General features: G+C 67.2%; 21 protein-coding genes. 11 read left to right on the top strand and 10 right to left on the bottom strand.

The features are described 5' to 3' along the window. Nucleotides 1-16: 16 nt before the first annotated feature. The 6 genes from EOHIBHHM_RS17990 to EOHIBHHM_RS17965 all read left to right on the top strand — a co-directional run bounded on the left by EOHIBHHM_RS17990 (nt 17) and on the right by EOHIBHHM_RS17965 (nt 5,507). A complete protein-coding gene (locus EOHIBHHM_RS17990) occupies nt 17-1,261 on the top strand; it encodes an outer membrane protein assembly factor BamB family protein (protein WP_497253027.1) in 1,245 nt (414 codons plus the stop codon). Then, nucleotides 1,258-2,100: a hypothetical protein gene (locus EOHIBHHM_RS17985; RefSeq protein ID WP_497253025.1), complete on the top strand. Its 843-nt coding sequence runs from the start codon at nt 1,258-1,260 to the stop codon at nt 2,098-2,100. Before EOHIBHHM_RS17990 ends, EOHIBHHM_RS17985 begins: the two co-directional genes overlap by 4 nt. A 37-nt stretch (nt 2,101-2,137) precedes the next feature. Next, on the top strand, nt 2,138-2,914 hold the full coding sequence (locus EOHIBHHM_RS17980; RefSeq protein WP_497253023.1) for a creatininase family protein: 777 nt from the start codon (nt 2,138-2,140) through the stop codon (nt 2,912-2,914). Nucleotides 2,915-3,155: 241 nt separating this feature from the next. Next, complete coding sequence (locus EOHIBHHM_RS17975) at nt 3,156-3,965, top strand: DUF4397 domain-containing protein (RefSeq protein ID WP_497253021.1); 810 nt, start codon at nt 3,156-3,158, stop codon at nt 3,963-3,965. A 107-nt stretch (nt 3,966-4,072) separates the two neighbouring features. Continuing rightward, nucleotides 4,073-5,164 (top strand): aminopeptidase, encoded by a 1,092-nt coding sequence (locus tag EOHIBHHM_RS17970; protein WP_497253019.1) that lies wholly within the window; start codon nt 4,073-4,075, stop codon nt 5,162-5,164. Between the two features lie 94 nt (nt 5,165-5,258). Next, a complete protein-coding gene (locus tag EOHIBHHM_RS17965; RefSeq protein WP_497253017.1) occupies nt 5,259-5,507 on the top strand; it encodes a hypothetical protein in 249 nt (82 codons plus the stop codon). Between the two features lie 3 nt (nt 5,508-5,510). On the opposite strand, the gene EOHIBHHM_RS17960 is transcribed toward EOHIBHHM_RS17965, so the two are convergent. The 4 genes from EOHIBHHM_RS17960 to EOHIBHHM_RS17945 form a co-directional block, all read right to left on the bottom strand. Then, nucleotides 5,511-6,287, bottom strand: coding sequence for a sulfite exporter TauE/SafE family protein (locus EOHIBHHM_RS17960; RefSeq protein WP_497253015.1), 777 nt, complete (start codon nt 6,285-6,287; stop codon nt 5,511-5,513). 25 nt (nt 6,288-6,312) lie between these two features. Beyond that, nucleotides 6,313-7,593, bottom strand: coding sequence for an Nramp family divalent metal transporter (locus EOHIBHHM_RS17955; protein ID WP_497253013.1), 1,281 nt, complete (start codon nt 7,591-7,593; stop codon nt 6,313-6,315). Between the two features lie 115 nt (nt 7,594-7,708). After that, nucleotides 7,709-8,368: an O-methyltransferase gene (locus EOHIBHHM_RS17950; RefSeq protein WP_497253011.1), complete on the bottom strand. Its 660-nt coding sequence runs from the start codon at nt 8,366-8,368 to the stop codon at nt 7,709-7,711. Nucleotides 8,369-8,478: 110 nt separating this feature from the next. Further along, entirely contained in the window at nt 8,479-9,000 is a 522-nt protein-coding gene (locus tag EOHIBHHM_RS17945; protein ID WP_497253009.1) for a DsrE family protein, read from the bottom strand. A gap of 124 nt (nt 9,001-9,124) precedes the next feature. Between EOHIBHHM_RS17945 and EOHIBHHM_RS17940 the strand changes: the two genes are divergently transcribed. Beyond that, entirely contained in the window at nt 9,125-10,801 is a 1,677-nt protein-coding gene (locus EOHIBHHM_RS17940) for an acyl-CoA mutase large subunit family protein (protein ID WP_497253007.1), read from the top strand. 25 nt (nt 10,802-10,826) lie between these two features. Here the strand turns inward: EOHIBHHM_RS17940 and EOHIBHHM_RS17935 are convergent, their stop codons facing one another. Both EOHIBHHM_RS17935 and EOHIBHHM_RS17930 read right to left on the bottom strand, forming a co-directional pair. Continuing rightward, nucleotides 10,827-12,167 (bottom strand): isochorismate synthase, encoded by a 1,341-nt coding sequence (locus EOHIBHHM_RS17935; protein WP_497253005.1) that lies wholly within the window; start codon nt 12,165-12,167, stop codon nt 10,827-10,829. Between the two features lie 32 nt (nt 12,168-12,199). After that, entirely contained in the window at nt 12,200-12,793 is a 594-nt protein-coding gene (locus tag EOHIBHHM_RS17930) for a sulfite oxidase-like oxidoreductase (protein WP_497253003.1), read from the bottom strand. A 188-nt stretch (nt 12,794-12,981) separates the two neighbouring features. Here EOHIBHHM_RS17930 and EOHIBHHM_RS17925 point away from each other — a divergent pair, with 188 nt between their 5' ends. The 3 genes from EOHIBHHM_RS17925 to EOHIBHHM_RS17915 all read left to right on the top strand — a co-directional run bounded on the left by EOHIBHHM_RS17925 (nt 12,982) and on the right by EOHIBHHM_RS17915 (nt 15,365). Continuing rightward, on the top strand, nt 12,982-13,197 hold the full coding sequence (locus EOHIBHHM_RS17925) for a DUF7120 family protein (protein WP_089824245.1): 216 nt from the start codon (nt 12,982-12,984) through the stop codon (nt 13,195-13,197). A gap of 88 nt (nt 13,198-13,285) precedes the next feature. Further along, complete coding sequence (locus EOHIBHHM_RS17920; protein ID WP_497253001.1) at nt 13,286-13,564, top strand: UPF0058 family protein; 279 nt, start codon at nt 13,286-13,288, stop codon at nt 13,562-13,564. A gap of 115 nt (nt 13,565-13,679) precedes the next feature. After that, nucleotides 13,680-15,365 carry a rhomboid family intramembrane serine protease gene (locus EOHIBHHM_RS17915; protein WP_497252999.1) on the top strand — a complete coding sequence of 562 codons (1,686 nt, stop codon included), beginning with the start codon at nt 13,680-13,682 and terminating at the stop codon, nt 15,363-15,365. Here EOHIBHHM_RS17915 and EOHIBHHM_RS17910 read toward each other — a convergent pair. From EOHIBHHM_RS17910 to EOHIBHHM_RS17900, 3 genes are all read right to left on the bottom strand, one after another. After that, nucleotides 15,362-15,985: an METTL5 family protein gene (locus EOHIBHHM_RS17910; protein WP_497252997.1), complete on the bottom strand. Its 624-nt coding sequence runs from the start codon at nt 15,983-15,985 to the stop codon at nt 15,362-15,364. The two genes, EOHIBHHM_RS17915 and EOHIBHHM_RS17910, sit on opposite strands and share 4 nt — an antisense overlap. Beyond that, nucleotides 15,985-16,392: a DUF7961 family protein gene (locus EOHIBHHM_RS17905; RefSeq protein WP_497252996.1), complete on the bottom strand. Its 408-nt coding sequence runs from the start codon at nt 16,390-16,392 to the stop codon at nt 15,985-15,987. Before EOHIBHHM_RS17905 ends, EOHIBHHM_RS17910 begins: the two co-directional genes overlap by 1 nt. Before the next feature lie 192 nt (nt 16,393-16,584). Next, complete coding sequence (locus tag EOHIBHHM_RS17900; RefSeq protein ID WP_497252994.1) at nt 16,585-17,616, bottom strand: lamin tail domain-containing protein; 1,032 nt, start codon at nt 17,614-17,616, stop codon at nt 16,585-16,587. 159 nt (nt 17,617-17,775) lie between these two features. Here EOHIBHHM_RS17900 and EOHIBHHM_RS17895 point away from each other — a divergent pair, with 159 nt between their 5' ends. Next, nucleotides 17,776-18,729 carry a transcription initiation factor IIB gene (locus tag EOHIBHHM_RS17895; RefSeq protein ID WP_497252992.1) on the top strand — a complete coding sequence of 318 codons (954 nt, stop codon included), beginning with the start codon at nt 17,776-17,778 and terminating at the stop codon, nt 18,727-18,729. Nucleotides 18,730-18,829: 100 nt separating this feature from the next. Here EOHIBHHM_RS17895 and EOHIBHHM_RS17890 read toward each other — a convergent pair whose 3' ends face one another. After that, entirely contained in the window at nt 18,830-20,464 is a 1,635-nt protein-coding gene (locus tag EOHIBHHM_RS17890; protein WP_497252990.1) for a flippase activity-associated protein Agl23, read from the bottom strand. Nucleotides 20,465-20,475: the final 11 nt, after the last annotated feature.

Here is a 20,475-nt window from a genome sequence, read left to right as displayed (position 1 = left end):
GCTCTGTAGCCGGGGCATGGTCCTCGACTCTCCCTCCCGCCGGTCGCTCCTCGGTGTCGGGTCGGCCGTCGTCGCCGGCGGTCTCTCCAGTTCGTTGCTCGCGACGACCGGCGACGCACAGTCAGCTACCGCTGAGTCGACGCTCGCAGACTGGCCGCTCGAACGCTACGACCCCGCCGGCACGGGCTACGGTCCGGACGCGACGGGACCGGGCGAGTCCGTCCGCGAGAAGTGGCGCGTCGAACTCGACGACTTCCGGGGCGGACGCGCCTCGCCGATCCTCGTCGACGGCACGCTGTACGTCGTCGGTGGCGGCGTGGCCGCACTCGACCCGGAACGCGGCGACGTCCGCTTTCACCACGAAGGCGCCTACCGGTCGAGCCCCGCCGTCGCACCCGCCGAGGCGTACACCTCGGAGACGCTCGTTCTCGCGGGGTCGCGAGGCTACGTCGGCCTGAACGCGCGAGGCGGCAGAGAGCTGCTCGGTCGGCGAGTCGGCTTCGAACGCTGGTGGCAGGGCGGCGACGAACCCGAGTTCTCCACGTTCGGCCCGCCCACCGCCTCGCCGCCCGTCGCCGTCGACGGCGTCGTCTACGTCGCGGACGCCTCGGCGGACAGACTCGCAGCCGTCGACCCGAGCAACGGCCGGGAACGATGGTCGACAGCGGTCGGAAGAGAGGACCGCGGCGGCCAACCCGGCCGCCCGGCCGTCTTCGACGGGACAGTCTACGTCAGCTACTGGCCCAACAGCGCCGCCGCCTACGACGCGGCGACGGGCGAGCGGCTGTGGCGTAGCGAACTGAAAGAGCAAAACGTCCTCCCGCCGACGGCGACGGCCGAGGGGGTTCTCGTCCCCGACAGAACCGGCGTGACGGCGCTCGACCCCGAAGACGGGAGCGAACGGTGGCGGTACGACCACGGCGGCAACGTCACCGACGGGGCCGTCGCCGTCGCCGAGGGGACGGTCTTCGTCACCTCCAACACCGACGAGCGGTTCGTCCACGCGGTCGACCTGGCGACCGGCGAGGAGCGGTGGCGGACATCGAACGTCGCCGGCGAGACGATCCCAGTCGTCGCCGACGGCGTCGTCTACGTCTCTGCACGCGGCTACGACGAACTCGTGGCGGTCGACGCCGACACCGGCGACGTCTACTGGCGCTTCGAGGCGGAGTACGGCGTCGGCACGCCGGCGGTGAGCGACGGCGTGCTGTTCCTCGTCGGCGGCTACCGGTCGGTCTACGCGCTGGAGGCGGGGCGATGAGCGCGGCCGACGACGACGGCACGGCCGACGTCGAGGCCCAGTCGCCGGCCACGCCGCGCGACCGGCGACTCACCGCGACGGGACTCCTCGGCGACGCGGTCCGGCAGGCGAGGCACTCGCCCGTACTCGTCGTCCCCTTCCTCGTCGCCGGTCTCGTGCTGGCGGGCGTCGACTTCCTCCGCGTCCGCGACCCGGTCCCCGTGGAGGTCACCCCCTACTCGCTCTCGGAGGGGTTCACCGTCAGCGCGTCGCTGTACCCGACGGGGACGTCGCGGACGACGACGGCGCTCGACGCGCTGGTCGACCTGAAGCTGCAGTATCTCGCGTGGGTCGTCGGCCTCGAACTGCTCTCCGTGCTCGCGGTGGTCGTCGCCGGCGCAGTCGTCGTCGCTCGGGTCGCCGACGTGTCGCTGTCGGTCGGCAGCGTCGCCCGGTACGGCGCGTTCGTCGTCGCGCTCGCGGCGGTGCCGTCGGTGAACTTCTCCGGCGCGAGCGCCGTCGTCGGTCTGGTGCTGCTCGTCCCGGCGTACTACGTGAGCGTCCGCCTGTTCGCTCTCCCGGCGCTCCTGATCCGGGGCGACGGGTTTCGGACCGCCGCGCGGCGGAGTTGGGCGCTCGTGGCGGGTGTCGGCTGGTCGGTGTTCGGTCTCCTCGTGGCGCTCGGACTCGTCTACTCGATCGCGGCGCTCGTCCCCGTGGTCGGCCCCGTGCTGAGTACGACCGTCGCCGGGACGCTGCACGCCGTCGCACTCGGACTGCTCGTCGACCGCGCACGGAGCGGTCCGAGAGCCGCAGGCGCGTCGAACGCGACGACGAACCCGGCGAACCTGTCGGACTGACCCACCTTCATGTGGGTTCGCGCTGTGGTTCGACCGTATGTATCTCGCAGACCAGACGTGGCCCGAGTTAGGGGACTACGTCGCCGAGGAGTCCGTCGCCGTCGTCCCGCTGGGGTCGACCGAACAGCACGGACCGCATCTGCCGCTCTCGACCGACCACGTCATCGCCGAGTCGCTGGCGCGGGAGGCCGCCGACCGGACCGGGTTCCTCTGTACGCCGACGGTCGACGTCGGCGTCAGTCCGCACCACCGACAGTTCCACGGGACGATGTGGGTGGACGCGCCGCAGTTCCGTGACTACGTCGAGTCGCTCACGCGAAATCTGACGTACCACGGGGTCGACCGGGTCGTCTACGTCAACGCCCACGGCGGCAACGTCCAACATCTCCGCGAGGTCGGACGCCGCCTCCGCGACGACCGCGAGGCGTACTGCGTCGAGTGGATGTGGGACGAGTCGATCCCGGAACTCGTCGAGGAGCTGTTCGAGACGCCCGGCCCCCACGGCGGGCCGAAGGAGACGTCGATGCTGCTGCATCTCGACCGCGAACACGTCCGCGAGGACCGCATCGAGGACGCCGCGACGGGGGGGTGTCGGCGGTTCCCCGAAGACGTCGACACCATCCGCCACGGCGCGAGCACGTTCTACGACGCCATCGACAACACCGACAACGGCGTCCTCGGCGACCAGCGGGACGCGTCGGCCGAGAAGGGCGAGCGGCTGTTCGAGGCGGCGACGGCCCAACTCGTGCAGCTACTGGAGTGGGTCGACGCCCAGCCGTTCGAGACGCTGATGCCGAAACCGCACGTCGAGTGATCAGCAGAGCGCGGACACGCGCGTCGCCGACGACCCGCCTCCGTTCTCCGAACTCCGCCCCAACGATCGAGTGAGCGTTCACTCGCTCCGGACAGTCGACGAGGGAACGCTTCCGTCGAGACTGTATCTCTCTGGAGACGGTGTACTTTTCCACACAGTTAGTTACGATATTCAGAATTGTTTCGGGCCGAATTTGGGAAAACCTTCAGATTCGCAGAGTGACTACACTCGAAGCGACGACATGAACTCACGAAGACGAAATGTACTCAAGGCTGCTGGCGGTCTCGTTCTCGCCGGAGGACTCGCCGGTTGTGCGGGTGGCGACGGTGGCAACGGCGCAACTGAGACCACGGCGGGCACCGAGACGGAGACGCCGATGGGCACCGAGACGGGGACGCCCGAGGAGACAGAGACGGAGACCGGGACGCCGGACGGCGAGACCGGGATGGTGCGAGTGGCACACGCCTCGCCGGACGCGCCGAACGTCGACGTCTACGTCGACGGCGACGTCGTCCTCGAGGACGTCCCGTTCCGCACGGTGAGCGACTACCTCGACGTGCCGACCGGGACGCGGACGGTCACCATCACCGCCGCGGGCGACGAGGAGACGGTCGCCTTCGAGGGCGACGTCGAGGTCGGCGCGGGGGCGTACACCGTCGCCGCGATCGGCGAACTGACGAGCGAGGACACGGAGTTCCAGCCGCTCGTCGTCGAGGACGACCTCAGCGACCCCGCCTCGGAGTCGGCCCGAGTGACGCTGGTTCACGCCTCGCCCGACGCCCCTGCCGTCGACGTCACCGCCGGCGACGGCGAGACGGTCGTTTTCGACGGCGTCGCGTTCGGCGAGACCGGGACGGCGGAGGTCCCCGCCGGCGACTACACCCTCGAGATCCGTGGCGACACCGAGAACAACGACGGCGAGGTCGTCACCACAGTCGACGTGACGCTCGAAGGGGGCGCGGTCTACAGCGCGTTCGCACTCGGCTACCTCTCGCCGGACGACGAACCGGAAAGCGAGTCGTTCGGACTGGAACTCGTTCAGAACAACTAGATCGCCCCGCCGACTTCGGCCCTCCCTTTTCGACGCGCGTGCTGACAGACGTCCGACAGAAACAGAGTTCTGAAAAGACTGAACTGTGAGGGTGGAGTCCACCCGGTATGGATCCCCGAATCGAACGACACGCGGAGGTTCTGGTCGACTACAGCATCGAGGCCGAGCGGGGCGACGAGGTCGTCGTCACCGCACCGCCGGAGGCCGAAGAGCTCGTCGTCGCACTCGCAGAGAAACTCGGCGAGCGTGGGGCGCATACGACGTACAAGTTCCGTTCGTCGCGTGCCCACCGAGCCTACATGAACGCGCTCGACCCGGAAGACATCGAGGAGTCGTCGGTGTTCCGGGCGACTGTCGAAGCGGCAGACGCGTTCGTCAACGTCCGCGCGAACCGCAACAGCTTCGAGTTCAGCGACGTCGACCCGGCGAAGCTGTCGAAACACCAGCAGGCGAACAAAGAGTCCAGCGACCTTCTCCACCAGAAGCGCTGGGTCATCACCCAGTTCCCGACCGAGGCCGACGCGCAGGCCGCGGAGATGTCCACCGACGCCTACGAGGAGTTCGTCTGGAACGCCATCGACCGCGACTGGCAGGAGCAGTACGAACATCAGGCGCAGTTCACGGAGATGCTCGACGAGGCGTCGGAGGTACACATCGTCAGCGGCGACACGACGGACGTCCGGATGAGCGTCGAGGGGATGCGTGCAGCCAACGACCACGGGAAACACAACATGCCCGCGGGCGAGGTGTTCACCGCGCCGAACCCCGAGAGCGTCGAGGGAGAGGTGCTGTTCGACATGCCGCTCGTCACCCGCGGCCGCGAGGTCGAGAACGTCCGCCTCGTCTTCGAGGGCGGCGAGGTCGTCGAACACAGCGCCGACCGAAACGAAGACCTGTTGACGTCGATGCTCGACACCGACGAGGGGGCGCGTCGCCTCGGCGAACTCGGCATCGGGATGAACCGCGGCATCGACGCGTTCACGAAGAACATGCTCTTCGACGAGAAGATGGGCGACACGGTCCACATGGCGATCGGTCGCGCCATCGACGAGAACGTCCCCGAGGGGAAGGAGGGCAACGACAGCGCCGTCCACACCGACATGATCGTCGACATGAGCGAAGACTCGTTCATCGAACTCGACGGCGAGATCGTCCAGCGCGACGGACGGTTCGTCTTCGAGGACGGGTTCGAGGGGTAGTCGACGGTCGTCACCCCGCTCGACGGCGGACGCAGACGACCGGAGTAGACGACTGGCCACAAACGTTTCCCGACCTCGCCGACGAGTCAGGACGATGGGCCCTATCCGAACTGTTCTCGCTTTCTTCGGACTCGCGTTCTATCTGGCCGCGGTAGCGACCGGTCTGTACGCTCTCACGCTCCTCTGGTCGGTGGTGCAGTCGTCCGGCGGTGCGGGCGCACTGGAGGTCGCAGCCAGCGCCGGCGTGACAGTCCTGTTCCTGCTCATCGGGAGAGCCCTCTCGCAGCGCGGCAAGGGAATGCTCGGCTACAGCGGCGGGTTGGAAGACCGACTGGACCGGTGACTCCTACCCCGAGAGCGCGAGATAGGGGCCGACGACGACGAGGACGACCGCCAACACCCGCTTCAGTCGCGTCTCGTCGACCATGTGAGCGACGCGCCAGCCGACGACGACGCCGACGAGTTCGGGGACGCCCACCAACACGGCGAGTTCGAGCGAGATGGCGTCCTGCACGAAGTAACCGGCGGTGGCGAAGCCGGCGATGAACACCGACTGCACCTGTGCCGCGCCGAGCGCCGCCAACAGTGGGATGCCGGTGGCGACGAGCAGCGGGACGGTGAGGACGGGACCGCCGACGCCGAGCAGTCCGCCGGCGGTGCCGACGAACAGACCGAGGACGCTCGCCACGGCCGCGCCGCGGACGGTCGTCGGGTCGAGCGTCGCCTCGGCGGTCGTCCGCGTCCGCCACCAGATGAGGACGCCGGTCGCCGAGACGAAGACGCCGAGGAGCACGCCGAACAGCTCCGTCGGCAGGATGCCGTTCAGCCGGACGCCGAGCAGCGCGCCGACGATCCCGGTCACCGAGAGGACGGTCGCCAGTCGCCAGCCGCTCGACGACGAGAGTTCGCCCGAACGGACGTAGGTCAACGTCCCGAGCAGACCGGTGGCGACGAACGTCGCGCTGGCGGTGCCGACGACCGTCGCCGGCGTGACCGACGTGAGCGCGAACAGGGCCACGGTGAGGAAGATACCGCCCGGACCGACCGCCGTGATGCCGATACCAGAGAGAAACGCCACGACGACGAGGACGGCCGCGAGACCGGCACTGAATCCGAGTATCATCGTCTCAAAGGAAAACGAGTGGTCGCTAAAAGCTCCCCGAGAAGATAGCCGAGAAGACGCCCTCGGCCGACGAGTAGGCCAGATAGACGGCCAGTATCAGGAGGAGGCTGTTTGCGACGTTGAGTTTCAAGCCGTTCTTGTACTTCCCCATCGTGTCGCTGTCGTTGACGGCCCACAGCAGCAGTGCGGCCGTGATGGGGAGCCCGACCACACCGTTGTAGGCCGGGAAGAGGATGATCATGTCGACGACGCTCAGACCCAGCGTCAGATGGACGAGCGGCGAGAGACTGCCGAGCGCGGTCAGTCCGGCGTAGATGATCTTGAACGCGCGGTCGTTGGCGGTGACCTCCATCCCGTACGCCTGCGGAATCATGTACGCGGGTGCCCACATGATGGGGATGATGCTGTTGAACGCGGCGGCGACGGCACCGACGATGAACGCGACCATCGCCCAGTCGCCGAGCACCGTGGCGAGCGCCTCACCGGGCGTGAGGAACGTCGCCAGTTCCGTGACCCCCGCCGGACGGAGCACTGCGGCGGCGACGACGACGATGGCGATAGTCGTCAGCCCACCGACGGCGTAGCCGATACCGAGGTCGGTTCGCATCGACGAGACGTCCGACTCGTCGTCCCACCCCTTCTGTCCGACGAGGTTCGACTCGAGGAAGAAGTTGGGCCAGAGCGCGGTCGTACCGAGGATACCGGCTGCGAGCGTTATCGCACCTACGTCGGGGACGTTCGGGACGAACCCGGTGGCGACCGACGACAGCGACGGCGACGCCGCTCCCGCGACGATGACGTAGGCGACGAGCAGTCCGAGCATCATCCCGGTCATCACCCGCTCGACCCATCCGTAGTCGAGGATGCCGACGACGATGGCGGCCCCGCCGACGACGAACGCCAGCGGCTGCCAGCCCACCGCGCCGTTCGCGAGGACGGAGATGCCCTTCCCGACGGCGGCGGTCAGTTCGAGCGTCCAGGCGACACAGCCGACCGAGAGGAGCACCGCGACTGCAGTCGCCAACGGTCTCCCCAACTTCCGTCTGGCGAACACCATCAGCGGTTCGCCGAAGATACCGAGTCGGGCGCTCATGTCCTGTGCCATGAATCCGAGGAGCACGGCGCCGACGACGGCCCACAGCAGGCCGTAGCCGTACCGCACCCCGGCGGAGCTGGCGATGAAGACCGACCCGGACCCGAAGTAACTGGCGACCATCACGAAGGCGAGCCCGTACTTCCGGAAGAACTCGGAGATCCCTAAATTCTGTACGACCGAAGCGTAGCTATCGCGTATGCTGTTGCTCATAATATGCGTCGATGACAGCCCCTTCTGTCGGGGGTCGCGTCCATCGAACTAAGACAATGTTACTTCCTGCCGGCTAACGTAAATGCCTGGTTGCTGTATATACAAGCAAACCCGACTACTGGACGCGCGTGCTCACCGCGATTCCTTCGCCGAGCGGCAGCGTCACTGTCTCGAACGCTTCGTCGCTGCGGACGGTGTCGAGGTAGTCGGCGATACCGCGGGTGGCGTCGTCGGCGTCACCCAGCCCGTCGCCGTCGACGTGGGCGAGGAGCGACTCGAAGTCGACGGGACCCGCCATCACGTTGTCAGCGACGACGACGCCACCGACGGGCATCTTCTCGCGGACCGCTTCGAACGCCTCGACGTACCGGTGTTTCTCGTTGTCGACGAGCACGATGTCGAACGGGCCGTCGTAGCCGTCGACGACGTCGATGGCGTCGCCCTCCTCGAACGACGCGCGGTCGACGACGCCGGCGCGCTCGAAGAACTCGCGGGCCATCGCCAGCTCGTCGGCGTCGACCTCGGTGAGCACGACCTCGCCGACGTCCATCCCGCGCAGGAACCAGTACGCCGAGTAGCCGAACCCCGACCCGAACTCGAAGACGCGACGCGCGTCGGTGAGACGTGCGAGGAGTCGGAGCGTGCCGCCGACTTCGGGGCCGACGATGGGGAACCCCCGTTCGTCGGCGTGGTCGGCCATCGCCGCCTGGATCTCGTCGTGGGCGGGGCCGGTGGCGCGGACGAACCGTGCGAGGTCGTCTGGAAGGACAGACATAGTCGGGTGGTCGTGACGCTCGCTCTTCAATGTCCGTCAGCCGGTGACACCGACTGGGTCGCGGACGACGGGTCGACTCGGGGGACGGTGTCAGTCGAAAGGAGTCGGTCTCAGGGCGTCTCGATGTAGGCGTAGTTGTCGCGGACCTGCAGTTTCGTGAGTTCGCCGACGCCCGCGGGGACGGTTTCGACGCCGTCGATGAGCTCCGACTCGTCGACGTCGAGCGCCTCCATCGAGTTCTCGCAGGCGCGGAAGGAGACGCCCTCGTCGAGCAGTTCTCGGACCCGGTCGACCTCCTCCGACTCCGACTCGGTCAGCAGCTTGATCCCTCTCCCGTTGGCGACGAGGACCACGTTCTCGACGTCGGTCGACTCGTCCGCCAGCAGGTTCGCCACGTTTGCAACCGCGTGATTCTGTTCGTCGACGTCGCTCGCGAAGTGAAAGACTGTGCTCATGGTTGGCTCGGATTCGGGGGTGTTCGTCTCCGTCTCCTCGGGTCGCTGGGTCGTCGCGTCGGTAGTCGGGGACGTCGCCGTCTCGGTCGACCCGTCGGTCGAACTGGTACAGCCGGCGACGACGAGTCCCGTTCCGACGCCAGCGAGTTCGAGGAACCGTCGGCGGGAACGACTCATCACCGAACGGAACGAACGGGAACCCCATTACTACGTCGGTCTCGACTCGGAATCTCACCTCGAGTGAATCAGTCACGTCGCCGTCATCCAACAGTTAAGTAGCGCCCAATCCTCATCTTCGACAATGTTCGACTCCGACGACCTGGAACGGATTCGTTCCGCGAAAGAGGAGTGGGAAGAAGAGACGCTCGACCCCACTTTGGAGCGGTTCGGGGAGCGCGAAGAGCAGTTCACGACCGACACCGGCGGTCAGGACGTCGACCGACTGTACACACCAGACGACGTCGCCGATCAGGACTACCTCGAGGACGTCGGCTTCCCCGGCGAGGAACCGTACACGCGCGGCGTCTACCCGACGATGCACCGCGGGCGGCTGTGGACGATGCGACAGTACGCCGGGATGGGCACCGCCGCGGAGACGAACGAGCGGTACCTCTACCTGCTCGATCAGGGACAGACCGGGCTGTCGATGGCGTTCGACCTGCCGACGCAGATGGGGTACGACTCCGACGCCGCGATGGCCGCCGGCGAGGTCGGGAAATCGGGCGTCGCCATCGACACGCTAGAGGACATGGAACAGGTCTTCGAGGGCATCCCGCTGGACGAGGTGTCGACGAGCATGACGATCAACGCGCCCGCCTCCGTCCTGCTCGCGATGTACATCGCCGTCGGCGACAAGCAGGGCGTCGACCGCGACCAACTCCGCGGCACCATCCAGAACGACGTGCTGAAGGAGTACGTCGCCCGCAACACCTACATCTATCCGCCCGAGGAGTCGATGCGCATCATCACGGACATCTTCGAGTACTGCGCACAGGAGACGCCGAAGTTCAACACCATCTCCATCTCGGGCTACCACATCCGCGAGGCCGGGTCGACGGCAGCACAAGAGATCGCGTTCACGCTCGGTAACGGCATCCAGTACGTCGAGGCGGCCATCGACGCGGGTCTCGACGTCGACGAGTTCGCCCCGCAGCTCTCCTTCTTCTTCAACGCCCACAACAACATCTTAGAGGAGGTCGCCAAGTTCCGCGCCGCCCGACGGATGTGGGCGAAGATCATGGAGGAGCGCTTCGGCGCGGAGAACCCGAAGTCGAAGCAGTTGAAGTTCCACACCCAGACCGGCGGGTCGACGCTGACGGCGCAGCAAGTCGAGAACAACGTCGTCCGCGTCGGCTACCAGGCGCTGGCGGCGGTGCTCGGCGGGACCCAGAGTCTCCACACCAACGGGAAAGACGAGGCGCTGTCGCTGCCGACGGAGCAGTCCGTCCGCACGGCGCTGCGCACCCAACAGATCCTGGCGCACGAGTCCGGCGCGGCCGACACCATCGACCCGCTGGCCGGCAGTTACTACGTCGAGTCGCTGACCGACGAGGTCGAGGCGGAGGCGTTCGAGATCCTCGACGAGGTCGACGAGCGCGGTGGGATGCTGGAGGCCATCGAGAACCAGTGGGTCCAGAAGCAGATCCAGGACGTCGCCTTCGACCGACAGCGCGAGATCGAGGAGGAAGAGCGCATCATCGTCGGCGTCAACAAGTACCAGGTCGACGAGGAGGAGGAGATGGACATCGAGGAGGTGGCCGAAGAAGAAGAGCAGAAGCAGATCGAGAGCGTCGAAGCCGTCCGCGAGCGACGCGACTCGGAGGCGGTCGACGCGGCACTCGCCTCGCTCCGCGACGCCGCACAGGGCGACGCGAACCTCCTGCCGCACATCGTCGACGCGGTGAAGGCCTACGCGACGGTCGGCGAGATCTGCAACGTCCTGCGCGACGAGTTCGGCGAGTACAAACAAGGGTTCTGAACCCTCGCCGCCCGGACGCGGCGACTCAGTCCTCCAGCTCGTCCAGGATCGGTCGGTACTTCAACTGCACTTCGTCCCACTCTCTGTCCGGGTCGCTGTCGGCGACGATACCCACGCCCGCAAAGAGCGTCGCGACGTCACTCGTCGAGACTGCAGAGCGGAGTGCAACGGCGAACGAGCCGTTGCCGGCGGCGTCGATCCAGCCGACGGGGGCGGCGTACCAGCCGCGGTCGAACGGTTCGGTGTCGCTGATCGTGTCGAGCGCCTTCTCGGGCGGGAGGCCGCCGACGGCGGGCGTCGGGTGGAGCGCCTCCACGAGGTCCAAGACGTGATAGTCGCCGGCGAGCTCGGCGGTGATCGGGGTCCAGAGATGTTGGACCGTCGCCAGTCGACGGACCGTGCGCTTCCCCGTCGACATGGAGGCGGCGAACGGGGCGAGTTGGTCGCGGATGGCGTCGGCGACGAGTTCGTGTTCGTGGACGTTCTTCTCGGAGTCCATCAGCTCCTCGGCGAGCCACTCGTCTTCGGCGGGGGTCTCGCCGCGGCCGGTCGTGCCGGCGAGTGCGCCCGTCTCGACGGTTCGGCCGCGACGGGTGACGAGTCGTTCGGGCGTCGCCCCGAAGAAACTCGCCGCGCCCGAGGCGGGTTCGACGAGGAAGCGGTGGCAGTCGGGGTACTTCTCGGCGAGGCGATCGAGGATGTCTGGCACCGAGAGGTCGGCCGACAGCGAGCACTCCAGCGCCTGTGCGAGCACGACCTTCTGGAGTTCACCCGAGCGGATACGGTCGACGGCGGCCTCGACGCTGGCGCGCCAGTCGTCGAGCTCCGTCGTTCGCGTGCGGTCGACGACGCCCGGCGGGTCCGCGACGGGACCGGGGTCCGGGAGGTTCGCGAGGCGTTCGCGTTCCTGTTCGAGACGCGCTTCGACCGCCTCAGGGGTGGCGTCGGGGCCGACGGCGTTGACGGTGAGCCACGTCCCGTTGTCGGCGTAGGTCACCTGCACCCGGGGGAGGACGAACCGTGCGCCGGGGAAGTCGGTCCACGGGGGGCGTTCGGCTCCGTCGTCGTGGAAGGCGAACCCGCCGAACAGTCGCGGACAGGCCGCCTCGGTGCCGGCGTGGACGTTCCCCGTCTCGAACAGTCGCTCCGCACGGTCGCGGATACGACGGAACCGGTCGGGTCCCTCGGCGGTGAGCGTCGCTGCCGTCTCGCTGCCGACGACGGTGGCCTCGCCGGGTGCGCTCCAGACCGTCCGAGGGGCGATCGCATCGCCGAGAACTGCTCGGAACGGCGGCGTCTGAATCTGCACGGCCCGACTGACCAGCCCTTCGCCGACGGTCGCCGGGTCGCGTTGCGGCGCTCCCATTAAAAAGCTGTCAGGGCCGCGTGCCCTTTACCCTAACTATACCGCTCCTCCTCCCACGGGTTCGCCGTGTCGGAGTAGCCGCGTTTCTCCCAGTACCCCAGTTCGTGGTCGGTGAGGAACTCGACGCCCGAGACCCATTTCGCCCCCTTGTAGGCGTACTTGTGCGGGGTGACGACGCGAAGCGGACCGCCGTGGTCGGCCGGGAGCGGCTCGCCGTCGTACTCGTAGACGAACAGCACGTCGTCGCGCATGCACTCCTCGAGCGTCAGGTCGGTGGTGTAGCCGTCGAGCGCGTGGAACATGACGTGCTCTGCCTCGTCGGTGACACCGGCAGCCTCGGCGAGCGTCGGAAACGAGACGCCCGTGAACTCGCAGTCGAACTTGCTCCAGCCGGTGACGCAGTGGAAGTCCTGCACCTGCGTCTCGCTCGGCAGGTCGGTGAACTCCTCGAACGTCAGTTCCAGTCGGTCGTCGACTGCGCCCCACACCTCGAAGCGCCACGTCTCGCGGTCCCACGACGGGGTTCCGCTCTTCGACAGCACGGGGAATCGGTCCGTCTTTCGTTGTCCCGGCGGCAGTCTGTCTCCACCGAACTCCCGATAGACGTCGGTGACGTTCTCGGCCATATCGGAGCCTGGGTCCCAGTTTACCTATGGTTAACGACTTCCCCCGAGTTTTTCTATCCTGTATCCTGTGTAACCGCTTCGTGAACTCAGGTTTGCCAGGCAAAAACATTCTTTCCCGTGACGACCACTCACAGGGGACGCCGCCCGTCAATTATAAATACGCCCTATCCAAAGCGTCGGACGTTCAGATGCCGAAAGTAGAGTTAAACATCCCCGAACATCTCGAGATGCAGATCGCCCAGATGGTCGAACAAGGCGAGTTCTTGAACCGCGAGGAAGCCATCGAAGACCTCCTGTCGACCGGGATGAAGGCGTACAAGACGAGCGGCCCCATGGACGACAACAACGAACCGGGGTTCGAAGACGACGGTATGATGGGTCACGAAGACGAGTACGTCTTCTGACCCGTGAGACGACTGCACACGACCGGTCTCTGCCCTATGGCAGAGGGACGCAACAATTCTTAAAACGACAAAGTGCGTATCGCTCCGTATGCATAAAGACGACCTGCTTGAACTACACGAGCAGATGGTGACGATCATGGAGTACTTCCGGTCGCAGGAGAACGTCGACAGTTCGCTGTTCGAACCGTACGAGGAACTCAGCGTCGACCCGTCGCACGTCCACAAATCCAAGAGCGAGCACAAACACGCCGTCTTCGTGCTCGGCAACGCGCTCGCCAGCGCGATGAGCGACGACGAGTTCTCCAGCGCCGGCCGCGTCGGCAAGCGGATGGAAGAACTCGCCAAAGACGCCGAGTCCAAACTGTAGTCCGGAGTTCTTTGTCGGTGGCGACAGTCGCCGCGCGACACGACGAGGCAGTCGAGAGCCGTCGCTGTCTCTCTCACATCGCGATGTTCAAGAACGGTGACCCGTAGTGTCTGCTATGGTCCCGACTCTCGAGAGCCTTCCCGTCCAACAGGCGGCGGTCGTCGTCGCGCTCGCCGTGTCAGCCGGCGTCGTCTGGTGGCTCGACCGGCCGGCGGGACACTGGGAGCGACGGCTCCGCTCGCGGTTCGTCGCTGGTGTCCCGTGGGGAACGGTCGTCAGCAGCGGTCTCGTTCTCGCGGTCTACCTCTTCGTACAGGGCGGACTCGACCACTGGTACGCGCCGACGGTGATCCCGTTCACCGCGTGGTCCTACACCTACCTACTCGGGATGGTGACCGCGCCGTTCTCGCACTCCGGACCGGGCCACCTCGTCGGCAACCTCGTCGGCACACTCACGTTCGCGCCGCTCGTCGAGTACGCGTGGGGCCACTTCCCCCGTGAACGCGGCGAGTCGTCGTTCTCGTCGTGGCGGACGAACCCCTACGTCCGTGCGTTCGTCCTCTTTCCCGCCGCGGTCGTTCTCGTCGGACTCGCGACCTCGTTCTTCGGACTGGGTCCGGTCGTCGGCTTCTCCGGGGTCGTCTTCGCGTTCGCCGGGTTCGCGCTCGTCTACTACCCGCTGGGCACCGTGCTGGCGCTCGTCGCCGGGGAGGTGCTCCGGCTCACCTACGGCGCGTTCCTCCGTCCCGTCTCCCGCGTGTCGAGCCAGGAGGTGTTCTCGACGCCGTGGTTCGCCGACATCGCGCTGCAGGGACACGCGCTCGGGTTCCTCCTCGGCGTGGTCGTCGCGCTGTGGCTCTCGGAGCGCCGTCGCGACGACCACCCGTCGGCGCTCCGCCTCTGGACCGGCGTGCTGCTCTTCTCGGTCTCGCAGTCGTTGTGGGCCGTCTACTGGTTCCGCGGCAACGGCGAGTTCGTGCTCTACCGCGCCGGCGGGCTGGCGCTCGTCGTCCTCTTGGCGACGCTCGTCACGCTCGCCGTCCGCGCGGGCGACGGTCCGTTCGCCCGCTGGGACGCCGCCGGTGCCGGACGAGCGAACTCGCTTCGCGGGTCGGTCTCGCGGCTCTCGCGGCGACAGGTAGCGTTCGTCGTCCTCCTTCTCGTCACGGCGTCGTTGGCGGGACCGGGAGCCGGCGTCAACCTCCTCACCGTCGCGGACGACGACCGCTCGGAGCAACCCGTCACGGTCCGCGACTACGACGTCACCTACGCCGAGAACGTCCAGAACCGGATGGTCGCCGTCGCCGACGTCGAGGCGTTCGGCGAGACGACGACCGTCAACACCTCGGGCGTCATCGTCCGGAGCGCCGACCGCAACATCTGGATCACCGCCGTCCCGAAGTCGCGACTCGCGTTCGACGGAACCGTCCCCGTCCGCGTCGGCGGACTCGGGTGGCGCGAGACCGTCGTCGCCACTCGCGAGGGGTGGGAGGTTGCCGGCAACGGGTCGGTCTACCGCGTCAGCCTCGGCGTCGACGGCGAGCAGACGACCGTCTTCGCCTCGGAGTCGAGGCGGGCCGAACCGGTGCTCGCCGGACGGAACGTCTCGCTCGCGGCCGACGACGAGGGCTACACCCTCCTCGTCGAGAGCGGGAACGGGACGACGCGCGGTCGGCTCCCGGCGACGAACGAGTCGGTGACGCTCGCGAACGTCGAGTTCACGAACCAAGGAGAGAAGCTGATGGCTCGGACCGAGTCGGGGACGACGGTTCGCGTGGCGACCAAGGAGACCTACAACTAGGTCCAGTCGATCCGGTAGACCTCGGTGTCGATCTCCCGACGGTCGGTCTCGTGGAAGTCGAACTGCCGGTCGAGCGCGAACGTCGCCCGGAACGCGTGAGTGACGTCGCCGCCGTTGTCGGCGGCGAACGCCTCGACGAACTCCCGACTCCCGGCGTTGTGGACGGAGTACGAGACGTCGGCGACGGCGGCGGCGGTGACGAGAAACGCCCGGTCGGCCCCCTCGTGGCCGTCCTGCGCGCCGAACGGCGGGTTCATCACGACGGTGACGGGGTCGCCGAGACAGAGCGGTGCGCGCGTGGCGTCGGCCTGTAGCCAGTGGATCGGAGCCGCCGTCCCGACCCGCTTCTCGTTCTGGCGGGCCGTCTCGAGCGCCGCGCGGTCGAGTTCGACGCCGACGACGCGGGCGGGGCCGCGGAGCGCCGCACCGAGCGCGAGCATCCCCGTTCCGGTGCCGAGGTCGACGACGGTCCGACCCTCGACGTCCCCCTGGAGGTCAGCGACGTGGACGACGTGGGCGGCGAGCTCCGGCGGCGTCGGATACTGTTCGAGTGCGACCTGCGGGTTCTCGAAGCCGGCGACGACCGACAGCTGTGCCTCGAGCGCGGATTTCGTCGCCATCAGCGGGAGAGCGAGCGGTCGTCGTCGTCCGTCAGTGTGAGTCGGACGCCCTCCCGGTCGGCGCGTTCGGCGAGCGCCTTGAGCGCCGGACGTACCTTCTCGGGGGCGGCGACGGTGTCGACGTCGACGGCGAGACGACTCGCACCGAGGAATGCGGCGGCGCGAACGTACTCGCGGAGGTGGTCGACCTCCGTCTGCGTCGCGAGCGAGCAGTCCTCCTCGAAGCAGGCCGTGACGGCCAGCGTCGCCGGCTGATACCCCTCGTCGGCGAGTTCGGCCTTCAGATCGCGCAGGTACGACGGCGCCGTCGACTCCAGCGCCGTCGCGTCCAGTCGCACCGAGGTGACGTCCGCCGGCCGACACGCCGAGACCGCCCGTTCGACGTTCGGAGAGTGGGTCGTGCTCATGCTACTCACACATATTTCGGGGTTATACAAAAGTGTTTGTGAATGTCCATGAGTTATATCTCGGAGAGAAACGTATCATTACCGAGTAAAAATAACGTGAATAATGCTAGCGACTAATGTGAACTCACAGCATATCACGACAGGGGAGTCACACGCTCCCCTCCCCCCTTTCGAGCGTAGCGCACACAGCCCCTAGCCGTAGGTCTCGGTCGTCACGACGGATCCGTCTCCGTCGCGAACGGTCACCGTGTCGCCGTCGTTGTTCCACACGGGCGACGCTCGTCCCCAGTAGAGTTCTCCAGCCGTGTCGCTTCCCTCGCCGGTGTGAATCGTCACCGACTCGTCGGGTGCGACCGTCGTCCCGTCCGGGACGGTGTAGACGTGGTCGGCCGCGTCGGCGACGGTCCACCCACCGAGATCGAGCGTCGTCGATCCGGTGTTCCGCAGCACGACGTACTCGTCGTTCAGGTTGTCGCCGTCCGGACCGTCGGCGTCGGCGTGGACGGCGACGTCGAGCGGGGCGTCACCGAAGTCGGCCGTCTCGCCGCCGCTCGCGGTCGTGACGGTCCCGCCGTCGGCAACGGCCGTCGCACAGTTCCAGAGTCCACGGTTCGCCTCCTGTGCTCTCTGCTCGGCGGCGGCGTACCGGTCGCGTTCGACGAAGTCGCTGTCGTACATCCGGGCGTAGCCCTCGGCGACGAGACGGTAGTTGAACTGCTCGCCGTCGAGATAGACGTAGGCGAGCAGCCGGTCGTAGTAGCCGCGTCGCCCCTCGTTCTCGTCGAAACCGAGGCGGACGGTCTCGCCGGCCAGTCGGTCGGTCGCGAACTCGCTCGCGCGCTCGCCGTACCCACCGAGACACTCTCGCCCGGCGTCGGTGTCGGGAACCCCCTCGAACTCGTCGGGCGCGTTCTCGGAATACACCTCCGGCGTGTCGACGCCGAGCAGACGGACCGTATCGCGCGTGCCGTCCTCGAACTGTACCTTGATCGTGTCGCCGTCGACGACGTCGACGACGGTGGCAGTGACGACTGGGCGAGTCGACGGCACCGGCGACCCGGTCTCTCCGACCGTGGTCTCAGTAACTGGTGACGCAGCCGACGTCGCGGTCGACGGGTCGGTCGTCGACGGGTCGGTCGTCGACGGATCGGTGGTCGTCGGGGAGGCACAACCGGCCGTGACGACGAGAAGTGTGAGACAGAGGAGGAGACGCGCGCGAACCATCGTTCGGAATCATTCGGACGCACGGTATATAAACCCCGAGTCAGACATCGACAGATATCTATTCTTGGACCGACTTATCGGCAAAAAAATCCGGGAAAGACGTGTATCAGAGCCGAGTGGTACAAAGGTTTAAATTCGCTCTCGTCCACAAACCTTATAATGGAGCGTCCAACTCGTCAGCGTCAGCAAGCGCAAGAGGTCGAACAGGAAACGGACGAGACCGTACGTTGTCCGGAGTGCGATTCGACTGACATCATCACGGACGCCAACCAGGGGGAACTCGTCTGTAACGACTGCGGGTTGGTCATCGACGAGCAGTCGATCGATCGGGGACCGGAGTGGCGGGCGTTCAACCACTCCGAACGGCAGTCGAAGTCACGCGTGGGCGCTCCCATCACCGAGACGATGCACGACCGCGGGTTGACGACGACCATCGACTGGAAGGACAAAGACGCCTACGGACGGTCGCTCTCCTCGGAGAAACGCTCGCAGATGCACCGGTTGCGAAAGTGGCAGGAGCGCATTCGCACGAAGGACGCCGGCGAGCGCAACCTCCAGTTCGCGCTCAGCGAAATCGACCGCATGGCCTCCGCGCTGGGCGTACCACGCTCCGTGCGAGAGGTCGCCTCGGTCATCTATCGCCGCGCGCTCAACGAGGACCTCATCCGCGGACGCTCCATCGAGGGCGTCGCTACGAGCGCGCTCTACGCCGCCTGTCGACAGGAGGGAATCCCGCGGAGCCTCGACGAAGTCGCCGAGGTGTCGCGCGTCCCGCAGAAGGAGATCGGTCGCACGTATCGCTACATCTCCCAGGAACTCGGGCTCGAACTCAAACCCGTCGACCCCAAACAGTTCGTCCCGCGGTTCGCCTCCGCGCTCGAACTCTCCGAGGAGGTGCAGGCGAAGGCGACGGAGATCATCGACGTCTCCGCGGAGAAGGGGCTACTGTCGGGGAAGTCGCCGACGGGGTTCGCCGCCGCCGCCATCTACGCCGCTTCGCTGCTCTGCAACGAGAAGAAGACCCAACGCGAGGTCGCCGACGTCGCGCAGGTCACCGAGGTCACCATCCGCAACCGCTATCAGGAACAGATCGAAGCGATGGGGTTCCGGTAGACCGGGTCGACCGTCTCGTCGCTACACTCTCTTTCTCTTCTCTCTCCCTCTCTCGGCCCCGCCACGACCGACGAACACGCCGTTGCGGCTCCGACGGCGCTCACCGGCGCGTGTAGACGAGGACCTCTCGGTTCCACAGCGCGAGTTCGTACTCGGTCACCCGATAGCCGTCGAGTCGGGCGTCGAGCGCCGCTCTGTACTGCGGTTCGGCGACGACGACGGGCGGCGTCTCGTCGAGTGCGTCGAGTCGCGTCGCGTTCGAGACGCTCGAGGTCTCGGCGTCCATCCGCTCGAAGTACCACGGCAGCGGCAGGCGGTTCCCCCACGACTCGGGCACCGGCGGGTGGTCCGCCGACGCGTCGTCGGTGAGGTAGAACCGTTCGCCGACGTAGACGACGTCGGTGCCGTCGTTGCCCGCGATCGCCGCGGAGGCGTTGGTCGCCATCCCCCCGAGGTCGCCCGCTGGCTGTCCGTACTGCGCCATTCGGTTGTCCCGATCGCTCGGGCCGTAGACGCTCGACGCGGTGACCGCGCCGGCCTGTGCGACGACCGCGAGCAACAGCAGCGCGGCGACGCCCGTCCGGGAGGCGTTGCGGTGGCCGACGGCCGCCTGCGCGAACCGGACGACCTTCGCCGCGCCGACCCCCGAGAGCAGCGTCAGCGGTGCGAGGCTGTGGACGACGACCCACGGCGCGATCAGTTCGGTGACGACCGGGAAGAAAAGCAGCGACGCGCCGGTCCAGTAACTCGCGAAGGCGACGACCGGCCGGTTCTCGCCGGCGTAGCGTTCGACGGCGAACCCGAACAGACCGAGGGCGATCATCGGCGCGGCCAGCGTGACCACCAGTTCGAAGTGGCCGACGAGATACGAGATGAACTCGTGGCCGTCGCGGTACTCCAGCCGGACGCCGACGAACTTCCGGAACGACCCGTAGAACGCCTCCTCCAGTACGGCCGGGAAGGTCGCCGGGTTCCAGAGGTCCGGACCGGTCCCGTCCGCGCTCCGCGGCGCGTAGAAGAACAGCACGACACCGACGGCGAGGAGGAACGCCCGCGCCAGCGGCGTCGCCCACGCGACGAGCGTCCGGCCGTACCGCGAGACGCGGTCGAGTGCGGTTCCGCCCTCCTCGCGGTAGACGCGGACGTGGTCAAAGACGAGCCAGGCGGCGACGAGCCAGCAGGCGACGTAGCCGACGACGAACCCCGAGGTGGTGAGTGCGAGTGCGCCGGCGAGCGTCGCCCCGTAGAGGTAGCGCCGACGACCGGTGTCGACGAGGCTCACCAGACAGCCGAAGGCGACCAGCGAGAAGGCCGCGAGCGGAAGGTCGCCGCGGAGGAACCGCGAGTAGTAGACGAGCGTGGGGCTGAGTGCGAGGACGGCCGCGAAGAGGACGGTCTCGTCGGCGGCGAGTCGGCGGCGGAAGAGGAGCGCGGCGAGCGGGAGCAGTCCGCCGATCAGCGCGACCACGAGGCGAGCGGAGAAGTCGGAGGGACCGAGCAGGGCGAAGACGGGTTGGTCGACCAGATAGAGGAAGGGACCGCCCGCGACCGGTCGGTACTCGAACGCGCCGGTCTCCGCGAACCGGAGCGTCCAGTAGCCGACCCGCCCCTCGTCCCAGTGGAACGACCGGGCACCGAGTCCGACGAGGCGAACGGCCAGCGCGAGGAGGGTGAGGGCGACGACAGCGAGGGTGACTCGCCCGGTGCGGTCGGCCGAGTCGGCAGCGTGCGACATGTGCGGCCATC

It is taken from the genome of Halogranum roseipondis, assembly GCF_059695585.1.
This window is presented reverse-complemented; position numbering and strand designations above follow the sequence as displayed.